13 protein-coding genes and 1 other annotated feature are annotated in these 14,393 nt (G+C 46.9%); of the genes, 7 read left to right on the top strand and 6 right to left on the bottom strand.

Annotated elements, in window-relative coordinates:
• Window positions 1-9: 9 nt before the first annotated feature.
• From ACFVS2_RS01895 to ACFVS2_RS01915, 5 genes are all read right to left on the bottom strand, one after another.
• On the bottom strand, window positions 10-1,293 hold the full coding sequence (locus ACFVS2_RS01895) for an ArsB/NhaD family transporter (RefSeq protein WP_390230280.1): 1,284 nt from the start codon (window positions 1,291-1,293) through the stop codon (window positions 10-12).
• A 118-nt stretch (window positions 1,294-1,411) separates the two neighbouring features.
• Entirely contained in the window at window positions 1,412-2,995 is a 1,584-nt protein-coding gene (gene serA, locus ACFVS2_RS01900; protein ID WP_390230283.1) for a phosphoglycerate dehydrogenase, read from the bottom strand.
• Entirely contained in the window at window positions 2,988-4,142 is a 1,155-nt protein-coding gene (locus tag ACFVS2_RS01905; RefSeq protein ID WP_390230286.1) for a pyridoxal-phosphate-dependent aminotransferase family protein, read from the bottom strand. The genes serA and ACFVS2_RS01905 overlap by 8 nt, the downstream gene beginning before the upstream one ends.
• Window positions 4,143-4,212: 70 nt before the next feature.
• Window positions 4,213-4,460, bottom strand: a binding site (T-box leader).
• A 369-nt stretch (window positions 4,461-4,829) separates the two neighbouring features.
• On the bottom strand, window positions 4,830-5,036 hold the full coding sequence (locus ACFVS2_RS01910; protein WP_007724004.1) for a ferredoxin: 207 nt from the start codon (window positions 5,034-5,036) through the stop codon (window positions 4,830-4,832).
• 103 nt (window positions 5,037-5,139) lie between these two features.
• Window positions 5,140-6,051: a hypothetical protein gene (locus tag ACFVS2_RS01915; protein ID WP_173617964.1), complete on the bottom strand. Its 912-nt coding sequence runs from the start codon at window positions 6,049-6,051 to the stop codon at window positions 5,140-5,142.
• 80 nt (window positions 6,052-6,131) lie between these two features.
• Here ACFVS2_RS01915 and ACFVS2_RS01920 point away from each other — a divergent pair, with 80 nt between their 5' ends.
• From ACFVS2_RS01920 to ACFVS2_RS01945, 6 genes are all read left to right on the top strand, one after another.
• Entirely contained in the window at window positions 6,132-7,247 is a 1,116-nt protein-coding gene (locus ACFVS2_RS01920; protein WP_390230291.1) for a YpbB family protein, read from the top strand.
• Window positions 7,244-8,755 carry a RecQ family ATP-dependent DNA helicase gene (locus tag ACFVS2_RS01925; protein ID WP_390230294.1) on the top strand — a complete coding sequence of 504 codons (1,512 nt, stop codon included), beginning with the start codon at window positions 7,244-7,246 and terminating at the stop codon, window positions 8,753-8,755. Before ACFVS2_RS01920 ends, ACFVS2_RS01925 begins: the two co-directional genes overlap by 4 nt.
• Before the next feature lie 16 nt (window positions 8,756-8,771).
• Window positions 8,772-9,350 (top strand): CPBP family intramembrane glutamic endopeptidase, encoded by a 579-nt coding sequence (locus ACFVS2_RS01930; RefSeq protein ID WP_390230297.1) that lies wholly within the window; start codon window positions 8,772-8,774, stop codon window positions 9,348-9,350.
• Window positions 9,347-10,024: a LysM peptidoglycan-binding domain-containing protein gene (locus ACFVS2_RS01935; protein ID WP_390230300.1), complete on the top strand. Its 678-nt coding sequence runs from the start codon at window positions 9,347-9,349 to the stop codon at window positions 10,022-10,024. The genes ACFVS2_RS01930 and ACFVS2_RS01935 overlap by 4 nt, the downstream gene beginning before the upstream one ends.
• 50 nt (window positions 10,025-10,074) lie before the next feature.
• Entirely contained in the window at window positions 10,075-10,989 is a 915-nt protein-coding gene (locus ACFVS2_RS01940) for an NAD(P)/FAD-dependent oxidoreductase (protein ID WP_390230303.1), read from the top strand.
• 375 nt (window positions 10,990-11,364) lie between these two features.
• Window positions 11,365-11,964 (top strand): genetic competence negative regulator, encoded by a 600-nt coding sequence (locus ACFVS2_RS01945; RefSeq protein WP_007723994.1) that lies wholly within the window; start codon window positions 11,365-11,367, stop codon window positions 11,962-11,964.
• A gap of 73 nt (window positions 11,965-12,037) precedes the next feature.
• Here ACFVS2_RS01945 and ACFVS2_RS01950 read toward each other — a convergent pair whose 3' ends face one another.
• Window positions 12,038-12,781 carry a PIG-L deacetylase family protein gene (locus ACFVS2_RS01950; protein WP_390230307.1) on the bottom strand — a complete coding sequence of 248 codons (744 nt, stop codon included), beginning with the start codon at window positions 12,779-12,781 and terminating at the stop codon, window positions 12,038-12,040.
• 311 nt (window positions 12,782-13,092) lie between these two features.
• Here ACFVS2_RS01950 and ACFVS2_RS01955 point away from each other — a divergent pair, with 311 nt between their 5' ends.
• On the top strand, window positions 13,093-14,382 hold the full coding sequence (locus tag ACFVS2_RS01955; protein ID WP_173617957.1) for a Glu/Leu/Phe/Val family dehydrogenase: 1,290 nt from the start codon (window positions 13,093-13,095) through the stop codon (window positions 14,380-14,382).
• Window positions 14,383-14,393: the final 11 nt, after the last annotated feature.

The raw sequence follows: 14,393 nt of genomic DNA on the forward strand, positions 1-14,393 counted from the left end.
GATTCCTCCTTACCAAATAAAATAACGTAGGTAAACGTAGACATGAGCAATCATGATAGAGAGAATCATCAACGGGAAGGCGACCTTCATAAAGCTGAAAAAGCCGATATGATATCCTTCCTTTGAGGCCAAGCCAGCAACAATCACGTTGGCACTCGCTCCAATCAAGGTACCGTTTCCTCCTAAACACGCCCCGAGTGCAAGGCTCCACCAAAGAGGCTCCAGATTGGTGATCCCGAGCGCTCCCATTTCCTTGATCATCGGAATCATGGTGGCAACGAACGGGATATTGTCTACAAAGGCAGAGGCGATTGCGCTCAGCCAGAGGATCAACAGGGAGGTCTTCAATGAATCTCCACCCGTCAGATTCATCGCTTCAGTTGCGAGTTTTTTGATCACACCTGTTTCCACTAACCCAGAGACGAGAACAAACAGGCCGATGAAGAAGAATATCGTATTCCACTCGACTTTGCTGATCGCGTCTTCTAAATAATGCTCTCCAGTAAGAAGGAGCAAAAGAAAAGCTCCTGTTAAAGCGATAGTTGCCGACTCCAAATGAAGGGCCCCATGGAGCATGAAACCAATAATGGTCAATCCCATCACCGTCAAAGACTTTTTCAATAAACGGCTGTCGGTAATTTCATCGCGCTCATTTAACTGCATGATTTTTGCGCTCAACTCAGGAGACGTTACTAACTGCTTGCGGTAAATCAAGACCAAGCAAACAACGGTTACAGCCATAACCACGATGATAATTGGGCTCAAATTCACGAGAAATTTCATAAAATCGAGCTCAGGCACAGAACTGCCAATCATGATATTCGGTGGGTCACCGATCAATGTAGCTGTTCCTCCGGCATTTGAAGCAATAATTTCACTGATTAAAAAAGGAATCGGATTAAGCTCGAGCTGGCGGGCGATGCTAAACGTCACAGGTACGATGAGAAGTACAGTGGTAACGTTGTCCAAAAAGGCGGAGGCAAAGGCCGTGATCAAGCTCAGGTAGACGAGGATGCGAATCGGTTTGCCCTTTGCGACCTTTGCAGCACGGATGGCCACATACTTGAATACACCGGTCTGCGCCGTAATGGCAACCAAGATCATCATCCCAATAAGTAGGCCGAGCGTGTTAAAGTCGATATGGTGAATTGCTTGTTCTTGTGTAACGATCCCGAACAAGACCATAAGAATTCCGCCAGACATGGCGACGATGGTTCGATGTAACTTTTCGCTAATAATAAATGCATAGGTAACTAAAAAGATAGCAATAGCGAATAATGCCTGGTTCGTCATAAGAAGCTCCTTCCATGGTGTGTAGAATTATCTTGTCCCATTATAGCTCTAACCAAAATAAGGGTAAAGAAAAAGACCCGGCATATGGCCAGGTCTAATCTCGTGTGGAAGGGAGAACCTACAGCTCGATTTGTGTAACGCTTTTCACTTCCGCCAACTCGCCCATCGTATCGAGGAGCTCTGGCGTCAATGGTTTGTCAACAGAGAGCATCATGATCGCGTCTCCACCGATATCACGCCGTCCTACCTGCATCGTTGCGATGTTCACGCTGTTTTCACCCAAGATGGAGCCGACACGTCCGATCACACCTGGACGGTCATTATGGTGAATGTAGAGGAGGTAGCCCTCAGGCGCTACGTCAATCGCAAAGTCGTCAATTTTCACAATACGCGCACCGTAACCATTGAGTCGCGTTCCAGCCACTGTGCGTGTCTCTTGTGTCGTTTTTAAGCTAACGGTCAGTAAGTTCGTAAAGCCTTTGTTTTGTGCTGCCTTTTGCTCCGTAACGGTGATGTCACGCACTTTTGCCAGAATCGGGGCGTTCACATAGTTGACTTCCTCGCCCAGACGGAAGGACAGCACACCTTTGAGGACTGTGCGAGTCAGAGGGGATGTGTCTACATCCGTCAACTCACCGCTATATTTAATCGAAATCTCCGAAATGGAACCTACTGTCACTTGGGCAAGGAAATGGCCCAGCTTTTCACCCAACGTAAAGTACGGTTGTACTTTTTCCATAACGTGCGCAGGGATCGAAGGCAAATTCACGGCGTTTTTGAATGGTTCGTGACGAAGCACCTTCAGGATTTCTTCCGATACGTCTACGGCCACGTTTTCCTGCGCTTCAATGGTCGAAGCTCCCAGATGCGGAGTCGTAACTACTTGTGGCAGACCGACGAGAGGGTTGTCTACAGGTGGTTCTTCTTCGAAAACGTCCAGAGCTGCCCCCGCGACTTTTCCTGCGGTAATCGCCTCGTAGAGAGCCTTCTCGTCAATGATTCCCCCACGCGCGCAGTTGATCAAGCGAACGCCATCTTTCATTTTCGCAAATTCACGCGTGCTGATGATATGGCGGGTTTCTTTTGTCAGCGGAGTATGGACGGTAATGAAATCTGCTTTGCGGCAAATTTCGTCGACAGTTGCGTTGGTTATACCCATCTTTTCTGCACGTTCCTCGGTCATGAAAGGATCGAAGCCCATGACGGTCATGCCAAATGCTTTCGCACGCTTCGCAACCTCTGAACCGATACGGCCCATACCGATGACACCCAGAACTTTGTTGTTCAACTCAACCCCTTGGAAGCTTTTGCGATCCCATGTACCGTCTACTAGCTTCTTGTGAGCTTGAGGGATGTTACGAGCGACAGCCATCAGCATGGCAAACGAATGCTCTGCAGTAGAGATGGTGTTACCGTCTGGAGCGTTGATGACTGGAATACCTGCTTGAGTGGCAGCGTTGATATCAATGTTATCGACTCCAACACCCGCACGACCGACTGCCTTCAGCTTTTTGCCGGCTGCGAGTACTTCTGCTGTTACTTGGGTTTGGCTGCGTACGAGGAGTGCATCGTAATCGCCAATCACATCGATCAGTTCGGCAGGGGAGAGGTTTGTTTGACGAACCACTTCTACATCAGAAGCGTCCAAGAGCTGTTGAATTCCAAATTCGCTAAGTGGGTCAGAAATGAGTACTTTATACATGTGCAATGAGCACCTCCTGAGCAGCTTTTACACCAGCACCCAGCTCAACTGGGGCACCGATTTGGTGAAGCGACAATTCGATGGCAGAAATGACTTGCAGGACATCCAATGGCTCGCAATAACCCATGTGCCCGATGCGGAAGATCTTGCCTTTCAGGTGCTGCTGGCCGCCAGCAATCGTGATGTTGAATTGCTGCGTTAACATTTTGCGGAGAGCTTCTGCATGAAAGACACCCTCAGGATCGCAAGAAGTTACGGTCGTCGATGCGTACTGATCTTCCGCTATCAGTTTTATGTTTAATGCTTTCATCGCTGCGCGAGTCATGTCCCTCATCAGTTCATGGCGCTTTACGATAGCTGGTATGCCTTCTTCCTCCAACATATCCAATACCTCGGCGAGACCGAAAATGAGGGATACAGCAGGCGTATACGGTGTTGTTTGCTCTGCCAAGCTCTTGCGGTATGCTTTCAGGTCCAAATAGAAGGCGAGCGATTTGTTTTGCTCAATCACTTGCCATGCGCGTTCACTCGCAGCGAGGAAGGCAAGGCCTGTTGGCAGCATGAAAGCTTTTTGCGAGCCAGTTACCACGATATCGACACCCCAAGCGTCCATTTCGCATGGCACCGCACCGAGATTGCTTACCGCATCCACAATGAAGAGGGCGTCCGAATGTGTGCGGATTGTTTTCGCCAAGTCAGCAATCGGATTTTCTACCCCAGTGGATGTTTCACAGTAGGTAGCGAATACGGCTTTTACTTGTGGCTTTTTTTGCAGGAATGTTTCAACGAGCTCTGGTGTAACAGCTTTGCCCCAAGGCACTTCCACGCGATGGGCGATGATACCGTAACGCTCGCAAATTTTTGCAAAGCGCTCCCCAAATGCACCGCTGACGAGGATGGCAGCTTCATCGCCTGGTTGGAGCGTGTTTACGACGCCCATCTCCAGTGCACTCGTTCCGCTACCTGCCAAGATGTATACGTCCTGCTTGGTGCCAAAGAAAGGCTTCAGTCTTTCAGCAGTACGGGAGAAAAGAGCGGAAAATTTGCCGCTGCGGTGTCCAATCATCGGTTGGCTCATCGCTGTTTGAACACGTGGTGGAATGGGGGTAGGACCAGGGATTCTCAAGATCATTTTGTCTGCAAACATGGGTTTCTCCTCCTATATATGTGCATATCAAAAAAACCTCCCGTTCTCACACTGCTCCTATTACAGAACAGTGAGGGACGAGAGGCTTTGCTTCGCGGTGCCACCCTCATTCGCTCTTTTTTTCTCAAAAAAGAGCCTTGGTAGGTACATGACCTAAAAGAGATAACGGATCTACCGTTTGCGTCTACTGGGATGGTGAATCCATTTTCAACGCAGCAGCTCAGAAGTGCTTAACCGTGGGAGAAACCGCCGATTCGCAGCAACCATCGGCTCTCTGGGGATTTCTCGATCACAGCGTTTCTTCGTCAACGCCGTTGTTTTATAAGGTGTTTCGTAAGATTTGTACTTACGATATCACGTCAAAATAACACCGTCAAGAAGAAAAACGAGAAAAAATGAACATTATTTATTTTATATCAGTTATCGTTCGTGAATAATACTCGATTCCATGCCAGGAACGTCACGAAAATGACCAAAACACGAACATTAAGATATTGACATCACAAAAAATGGAAAAAACGCATTTTAATGTTCGGTTTTTGCTGTTGCTTTTATCTTACCGAAAAATCACAAAAGAAAGAACGGGAAGTTGTCGATCATTCGTTCAGCGGAGGAGAGGGGGACATAATGAAAAACCTCTTACATACCGGAGTACGTAAGAGGTCTCTTCCATTAGTAGATGGAATACTATTCCACTTTAATAGAGTCGGTCGGGCATCCTTCAGCAGCATCACGAACATCGTCATGCAGGATATCCGGGATTTCAACGCTGTTAGCATTGTCATCCAACTTGTTGAACGCAAGGCCCTCATCGTCGTAATCAAAGACGTCAGGAGCCGTGGCGCCACAAGCACCGCAAGCAATACAAGTATCTTTATCTACCCATGTAGTCATCGTGGTTTCACCTCCCATACCGAAGTGGTACGTCCACTATCATAGATCATTGTATGCTCTTGGTGACAAGATTTCAAGATTGAATCAGTCTAAAAATGTACGACTACTTATAAAGAGGGATTTCCGGTGCCTTCAGGACGGAGTAGAGCTGTGTATTCAAGCGTTTAAAATCTCCCGCAGATACTGCATCTGTCGCGTTCAAAATCTTTACGGCAGCTGCTAAATCCTTGATTCCTAGTGTCTGAACTTCGTTAGATGCGATGAGCAAATCAAGTCTCGCAGTCAGGTCCTCAGGATTATAGCTGCTCCATTGATTGCTTGCCGACATGGCCACAGCTGCGAGATAGGTGCGGTAATGGAACGGATACTGCTTCCACTGCGCGGTGTTAACGGTTCCAGGTAATTGCTTCGGCATGGCTTGCTTCACCACATAAGCCGATTCCCAAGACGCGATGGAGTGATAGACCATTTCCTGTGCAGTTAGCCAGTTATTTTGGAAAAGCGTCAGGTTAGCTCCAATAGAAGCAGGCGTAGCATTAGTTTGATCGGAACGAATCTGCTCCATACTATCCAAATACGCCCGTACACTGTTCGTAAAAGTGGCGTGAGCTTGTCTCAGCATGGGTGACGTCGGCAAGGGAACGTTTTTCTCCAGCTCTTTCCTTGTCTGGTCAGCTAATTTGCTGAGTTGCTTCAAGCCATCCGTCCGTTCACTTTCGTTCATTTGATTCCATTTATCCATCGTATCAAAATGTGCTTGTTTCAGATCAAGCAGCGGTGCATAAACGGCATAGTAAAATCGGATAAAGTCCTGTTCGTTGTACAGCTTTTGCTCACGCAGCAGTTTTTCTTTTTCGGCTTCCTTTTTCTCTGCTTCGAGTACGGCGGCTTGTTCCGACTCCAATTGTGTCTTCATATAATGGGCCCCGAAAAAAAATCCACCAACAGTGCATGCAAGTGTTATGATGATCATGTACGCCATCATAAATTCAGTTCTTTTCAATCGTTTTGTCATACTATCCTCCAAATCCAATGATGCAGTTTACTTCGCTTACTTTGAGCTTTGAAAAATATAGAATGATGTAAGGAGTACCAATGAACAGTCGGAACAGTGCGGCAGAGGAGCAGGACCTTTTATGTGCGGTCGCCTTGAATGCCATGTTACCTCTGGCCAATGAACGAACGCTGCAATCAGCCTACTACATACTGCGTGGCAGAAAAGCCAATCAGACACTGCAAGATGTGCATTTGTATACCCTTTATCCGTATTATCGGATGTTTTCTCGTTTTCCAAGAGAGGATTGGGAGAAAATAGTTTCAACTTTATTTCAGGCGGGCTGGATTTTACCTGTTGAAGCAGGTGGAACGAACTCGAAACCGACATTTTCCTTTTCTGATACAGGATTGCAGCATGCCAAACATACGTACCAAAAATATCGATTTGATATATGGTTCGCACCTTTTACTCAATCCGATTTGGCGGAGCGAATTGAACCATTTTGGAGCAGACTTCATCTTATGGTGCAGACAATCTCGCAAATGCATCATGGTGATCTTGGTTTTATTCCGGTCGTTTCGGACAAGACGGCACAGCGTTGGGTAAAAAACCAATTGGCTGATGGGGCAATGCGAAATGCTTGGAAACAGCAATTGTCCGACGAGCTATATCGACTGTGGGAGCCTTTGGATGAAGCTGTGCAAGAGCTTTTGTTCTGTCAACTGTCAGGAGCAGGACAAGTAGGCAAGACCATGGGACAAGTAGCAGAGATTCGCCAAACGAGTCGTAGCTATCTCATGCTGCAATTTCGATACGGGCTTGCCGAGTCGATTCAGACGCTGCTTGCAGAGAACAATCATTATCCACTTTTATCAAAACTTGTCACAGAATCACATAAGCTTGATCCACGTCTAACTGAAAGTGCTGCTCGAACGTACGCACTGCTTCAGACTGGCTGTGAAAAAAAAGAAATAGCGATGAAACGACAAATGAAAGAAAGTACAATAGAAGATCATTTGGTAGAGATTGCCCTGCGCTGTCCGGAATGGGATATGACAACGTATCTGCCGAATGAGCTGGCAAAAGAGATCGTGGAGACGAGTGAGCGCCTCGATACAAGCAGACTCCGGCTCATCAAGGATCAATTGGAAGCAACAGTAACGTATTTGCAAATCCGATTGGCACTGGCACGAGCGACAAGGGGGACAAAATGAATAAACAGCTTATGTGCGATAGATTAAAGCTGCATTTTGGATACGACTCATTCCGCCCCGGTCAAGAGTCCATTATTGAACGTATATTGCATGGACGAAGTGTTCTCGGGTTATTAGCAACAGGTGGCGGGAAATCAGTGACGTATCAGCTGCCAGCAATGCTTTTGCCGGGTCTGACTGTCGTGGTTTCCCCGTTGATCTCCTTGATGGTCGATCAGGTGCAACAGCTTCGAGCACGAAAAAAAATTCCAGCTGCCTATTTGAACAGCATGCAGGATCCGACAGAGTCCCGCGAAATCTTAAAAGGGCTCTCAGAAGGTGTGTACAAGCTGTTGTATATTTCTCCAGAAAAGCTTCAACAGCCCTATGTCCAACAAGTGTTAAAGCGGGCGAGGGTGTCTCTGATCGCCATTGATGAAGCGCATTGCATCTCGCAATGGGGACATGACTTTCGCACAGATTATTTGCGATTGCCGGAAGTCGTGAAACAATTGGGAGCACCTCCTGTTTTGGCTGTGACGGCAACCGCGACGGCGACTGTTCGCGAAGAAATTTGCAGCTTGTTCTCCATTGAAAAAGAAGACGTCGTGTTGCAATCCCTTAATCGGGCGAATATCGCCTATGATCTGGTTGAAGTTGTGGAGGAAAGTGACAGGCGTTCGTATGTATTAGATCAGATAGATCGTTTACAGGGCCCTGGGATCGTTTACTGCAGCACGCGACAAGCGGTAGATGTGTTGGCAGCCTCTTATCAACTCGATGGGAAAAAGCGTGTGCACGGCTACCACGGGGGCATGAACAGCATGGAGAGGATGTTGATTCAGTCCCAATTTCTCGCGGGAGAGCTGGATGTTATTATTGCGACCAATGCGTTTGGTATGGGAATCGACAAGCCAGATATTCGCTACGTCATCCATTATCAAATGCCAGCCAGTTTGGAGGCATACGCACAAGAAATCGGGCGGATCGGCCGTGACGGCAAGCCTGGGTATGCGCTGCTTTTATTTTCGTGGGACGATTGGCAGATTCATCAACACATGCTGGAGAAGGAGTACCCGACACAAGTGCAAATTCAAAAATACGAGCAGTTGTGCAATACCGGAGTACCCTTGACGAACGAGGCATTGGCGATGATGGACATATCAGAAGAAATGGGCGCACTTCTTGCCTTTTATTCGGAAAGAGTGCTGGCCTCATACGAAGTTGCAGCTGCTGGAGAATCGTATCCGAAGGCTCAAATTATTTGGCAGGAAACGGAAAAAAGGAAAAGCTTTAAGCAAAAAAAGCTGGCAGAAATGGTGTCTTACGTAAGAGGGGAAAACTGTTTGCGTGCGAGCATCAATACGTATTTCAAAGAAAATGATCATCAATTTGATCTGTACTGCTGTAAGAAATGCGGCCTAACTAAGGATGCATATTTCCAAACGAATGACAATGCAATCGCAAAGAATGAACAAATCAAATGGAATTTGCGGCAGGCGTTAGACACTCTTTTGCCGAACAAATAAAGGAGAGAAACATCGAGTGAGGGAAGATCGGCTAGAGGTGGATGAAGCCACTCTTCGGCTGAATCTATGGTTGACACAAGGAATCGTGATGGGAGTGGCTGCTGCCGGTAGCTTATTGGTGCTGGGCTGGGATGCTACTCTGTCCTTGTTTACTTTGCCAGGCTGGAATGCTGTGCTGCGGGCCGTGTTTGTAGCCGCAGGTATTATTATCGCGAGTATTGCAATGGATCGGTACTTGCCTAAAAGATGGCAAGATGATGGCAGTATCAACGAGAAAGTTTTTGGGGCCATGTTACCATCCACTACAATTCTCGTCTGTATGGTAGTAGGGGTGGGAGAGGAATGGCTATTCCGGGGAGTCATTCAATCGCTTACCGGGAATTTTTGGAGCAGTCTTATTTTTACACTGATCCACGTACGTTATTTGAAAAAACCGCTCATGGTCATAAGTGTATTTGGTACAAGCTGGATCTTAGGACTCTTGTTTTCCCACTATCAGTCCCTTTGGCCCTCGATTGTGGCCCATATCCTTATTGACGTCATGTTAGCATTTTATTTACAAAAAACGATCAAGAAAAAGGGGGAGGAAGAGTGAATCTCGAGCATAATCCATTACCACCCCGACGCTCCCGTCATACTCGCCCTACAGCGTCGTTCTCATTTAAAAAGTGGATTCAACCGGGATTGTACTTGTTTGGATTCGTCTTTTTCGGGTTGATTGGTCTTGAGTTGTATAGGGCCAATGTCCCACACGAGTCAGCAGCTTCTGGTAGTGTTGAAGTGAAAGAAGCTAGCAAAGCAAGTACCACTTCGCAAGGAAGCAAGGCAGGAGAAAAGGAACCTGTATCCGTCGTTCTTCCTGCTACGCTTGATCCGAATGCAAGCGTGACCAACCCACCTGCCAAGGCGAAAACGACCGAATCAAAACCAGCTGAGCATGCAGTGAAGGCGACCACAAGCGTACAGACACCTGCTGTGAGCACAGTCCCAGCCCAAACTTCGACTGGTACACCTGTAGACAAGGCACCCCAGATTGCGAGTACTTCTACTAGCAAAGTAGCTACACCGGGAAAACAAGCTTCAACACCATCTACAGCAAAATCGAAGGTCGTCAAGCATGTGGTGAAGAAGGGTGAAACATTGTTTATGCTGTCACGAAAGTACTATGGAAATAATTCGAACGTAGGTCGAATCGCAAGATATAACGGACTTCATTCAGAAGCAGGGCTCGTTGAAGGAAAAATTGTAATGGTTCCCCTCGTTCAGTAATGAGATCGTGCTCCACTGGCAATGCTATCGGGAAAAAGATAAGCAGGTGGATGCAAGTGGAGTATGATACGGTCATTGTCGGCGGCGGGATTGCAGGGCTTCAAACCGCAATCCAACTAGCAAGATGCCTTCGACGCGTTGCAGTCATTGACATGCCGGGTGGTCGATCAACAGTCGCCAAAGCCTACCGAAACATTCTCGGATTTTCGGAGGGGGTTAGTGGCGATTTTTTGCGTCAAGTAGGCAGAAAGCAAGCACAAAAATACGGCGCAATCTTGATAACAGATGAGGTAACAAAGCTTGCTACTGACTCAAGCGGCTTATTTTCAATAGGTACGAAAAGTGGCATACATACGCTTACTTCGCGCACGCTGGTATTGGCAACCGGCATTCGCGATCCGTTTCCAACGATATCTGGCTTCTCCGATTGTGTAGGGATATCGATTTTCTTGTGTCCTGACTGTGACGGCTATGAAACAGTTGAGAAAGACACGGTAATCATTGGAGCGGGCCCACAAGCTGTTTCGATGGCAGACGAACTTGTTTACTATACAAACAGGTTAACAGTCATTAACCATGCACAAGTGCAGGTGGATACGCAGGCTGTCTCTGGACTGAGCCAGCGAGGGATTATGTATCGAGAGGAAAAAGTATGTGCCCTTCATCATACGGGGGGACAATTGCAAGAAATCGAGCTCTCTTCAGGTGAACGCTTGTCTGCCGAAAGAGCATTTCTTGCCTTTCCTGGTGCTCATGCTTTGACAGAGCTATTGCGTGGTTTTTCCGTGCAAATTCATGAAAAGGGCCACATCCATACGAATCCGCGAACAAAAGAAACCGAACATCCCAACATATGGGCTGTTGGCGATATCAATGAGCATTCTCAACAAGTGTCGATTGCCATGGGGGATGGAACACAGGCGGCCATTTGGATTCAAAAGCGGCTGCGTGAATATGAGACGTAGAAAAACGCCTGATTATGGGCGTTTTTTCATGTACAAACCTTTATGAATGAGAAGGAACCCGAACTAGCAGAGCCAAATATAAATACATGAGAAGAACCATGAGGGGGAACTTTTCCTGGGAAAGCGCAGGAAATGACAGGCAACAACAAAGTTTCTTTTTTCGTGAGTTGATTCGACAGCGATAGGCGAATGCTGCGTAGGTGTCATGGTAGCTTTGTTCCAGTAATTAAATGTGATATGATAGGACTACCCCGTATTTTCCAGTCCATCAAAAAATGGATGAATACCAACAGGTATTCGCCGGAGAATGTGGAGAACTCTTACAGGCTTACCATCATATTTTGTAGTACGACTGGATGGCGAGGAGGGACAGTCATGCGTGTTGAACGCCTTGGTCAAGATAAAATACGAATCTTTTTAACTTTTGACGATCTCTCAGAGCGCGGGATAGAAAAAGAAGACATGTGGCGTGACATTCCTAAAGTTCATGAACTGTTCAACGACATGATGGAACAGGCTTATCACGAATTAGGGTTTGAGGTATCAGGGCCTGTTGCAGTTGAAGTGTTCGCCTTGCCAGCTCAGGGAATGGTCGTAATCGTAACGCGTGGCAAGACGGGCTCAAAGGACGGCAAAGAGGAAGAATTCGAAGACGAGGATGTATACGAGCTAGAGGTCACATTGGAAGAAAGCGATTTGATCATGTATGCCTTCCGGGACTTTGAGCATATGGTTGAAGCCGCCCATCGCATTAACGCCCTATTGACCAATGGCGGAGCTGCCTACTTCTACCAGGGGAAATATCACCTGGTGCTGGAGGAAGTCGACTTGGATCAGGAGCGTTATCACAAGCTAATTGCGATCCTCTCTGAGTACGGAGAAGCGACGCCGATAACGATTTATGTGTTGGAAGAATACGGGAAAGTGATCGTTGCCGACGATGCTGTAAAAGAAATATGCAGGCATTTCACGTAATCGAAAAAGAAATGTCTGGGAATATAAAACAGCACCTAGTCAACCAACTAGGTGCTGTTGCTGTCTGTACAGATTATGCTAGGCCGTCAAAAAAATCAGCCTCTTTACCTTGAATGGTATAGTTCGGAAGGCTGTGCCAAGCCAAGATGTAGTGATTGTTTGGCGGGACAGAATGGTGCTCGCCTTTTGTTACACCTGGGAAAACGCGCTCTACTGATAGGTGTTGTGTTCTGTGCGCCCGCAAGGCATCTGCTACTTTTTGCATATATTCAGGGGCGTGAATGATCGTCGTAATGCTCTCGATTGGATCCGTAAAGGGAGGCTTCATCGTACCAAATCCTTCTTCGGATGAGCGAGTCGCATAATAAAGCTTTCGCACACTCGTATCTGGGCCTAAAGAAAGGACAGCCTGAGTGGTAGCATGACTAATCGCCAAATGGTCAGGATGTCCGGAGATGCCATGCGGTGCAAACGTGACGACGATTTCCGGTTGGATCTGGTGAATAGCCTGGTGGATACGAGTAACGAGCTCATCTACAGGCACTGTGTTTAGGAACTTATCCTGGTATTCCCAAACGTCTACCTGATCGAAACCGAGTATGGCGCAAGCGTCGCGAAGCTCTTGCTCGCGAAAACGGGGGAGTTCTTCCGGTGTGCATAAAGGTGGTTCACCAGCTTTCCCTGCTTGCCCTTTTGTTGCACACAATAGATGGGTGCTGGCCTTTTGTGTTTTACTATATTTGGAAATGGAAATCCCACAAGCAAACGTTTCGTCATCGGGATGGGCAAAAACAAACAAAATAGACTTTTTTTTCATAAAAACACCTCCATGAATAAACTTCCACCTTTACTTTTTCTATTATGGCATAAATCCACTATTTCCGTAATGAAAGAAACAAGTTTGGGGACAATACAAGCATGGTGGGACGCGCTTTTGAAGCTGTTTGTAAAAATGTAGCCCGTAAAAGCGGTTACAGAAATGATTGGTAAATAATTGAATGATTATGCAAAACAAGGAACGAAAACGTTTTCGAAATGGAAAAAAAACATTTTTAAGCTTCTCATAAATGATACAAGCGTGTATACTAAAGGCGGCATTGACCGAAAACATTTTTGAGGTGGTAAGTAATGGGTAATCAAGACGTGGTAACCGAAAGCACCGAAGGGAAAGAAAAGCAAGAATCATTGAACTTGCTCCATTCAACTCAAACGGTGATCAAGGAAGCACTGGAGAAACTAGGTTACCAAGAATCGATGTTTGAACTCTTGAAGGAACCGCTACGCGTTTTGACTGTACGTATTCCGGTTCGCATGGATAATGGCGAAGTAAAGGTATTTACGGGCTATCGTGCACAGCACAACGATGCAGTAGGTCCGACCAAGGGGGGCATTCGTTTCCACCCGGAAGTTACTGAGGATGAAGTTAAAGCACTTTCTATCTGGATGAGCCTCAAAGCAGGTATCGTCGATCTGCCGTATGGCGGTGGTAAAGGCGGTATCATTTGCGACCCGCGTGAAATGTCCTTCCGCGAATTGGAAAGACTGAGCCGCGGTTACGTTCGCGCAATCAGCCAGCTTGTGGGTCCTACTAAAGATATTCCAGCTCCGGACGTCTTTACGAACTCACAGATCATGGCGTGGATGATGGACGAATATAGCCGTATCCGTGAATTTGACTCGCCTGGTTTCATTACGGGTAAACCAATTGCGCTGGGTGGTTCCCATGGCCGCGAAACAGCTACTGCAAAAGGTGTAACCATTTGCATCCGTGAAGCAGCGAAGCGTCGCAACATCGAAGTAAAAGGTGCTCGCGTAGTTGTACAAGGCTTTGGTAACGCTGGTAGCTACTTGGCAAAATTCATGCATGATGCAGGCGCTAAAGTCGTAGGTATCTCTGATGCATACGGTGCACTGCATGATCCTAACGGTTTGGATATTGACTACTTGTTGGATCGTCGTGATTCCTTTGGTACAGTTACAAAACTGTTCAACAACACGATCACCAACAAAGAGCTTCTTGAACTGGAATGCGACATTTTGGTTCCGGCAGCGATCGAGAACCAAATCACAGCTGCAAATGCTCACAACATCAAGGCGTCAATCGTAGTAGAAGCGGCAAATGGCCCAACTACTTTGGAAGCGACTAAGATTTTGACTGAGCGTGGAATTCTTCTGGTTCCAGACGTACTGGCTAGTGCTGGTGGTGTGACTGTTTCCTACTTCGAGTGGGTACAAAACAACCAAGGCTACTACTGGTCTGAAGAAGAAGTAGAAGAGAAGTTGGAAAAAGTAATGGTTCGTTCGTTTGAAAATGTATACTCCATGTCTCAAACTCGTCGCATTGATATGCGTCTGTCTGCTTACATGGTTGGTGCCCGCAAGATGGCTGAGGCTTCTCGCTTCCGCGGTTGGGTATAATTTTTCAAACA

This window comes from Brevibacillus sp. NPDC058079, from assembly GCF_042885155.1.
Taxonomy (GTDB): domain Bacteria; phylum Bacillota; class Bacilli; order Brevibacillales; family Brevibacillaceae; genus Brevibacillus.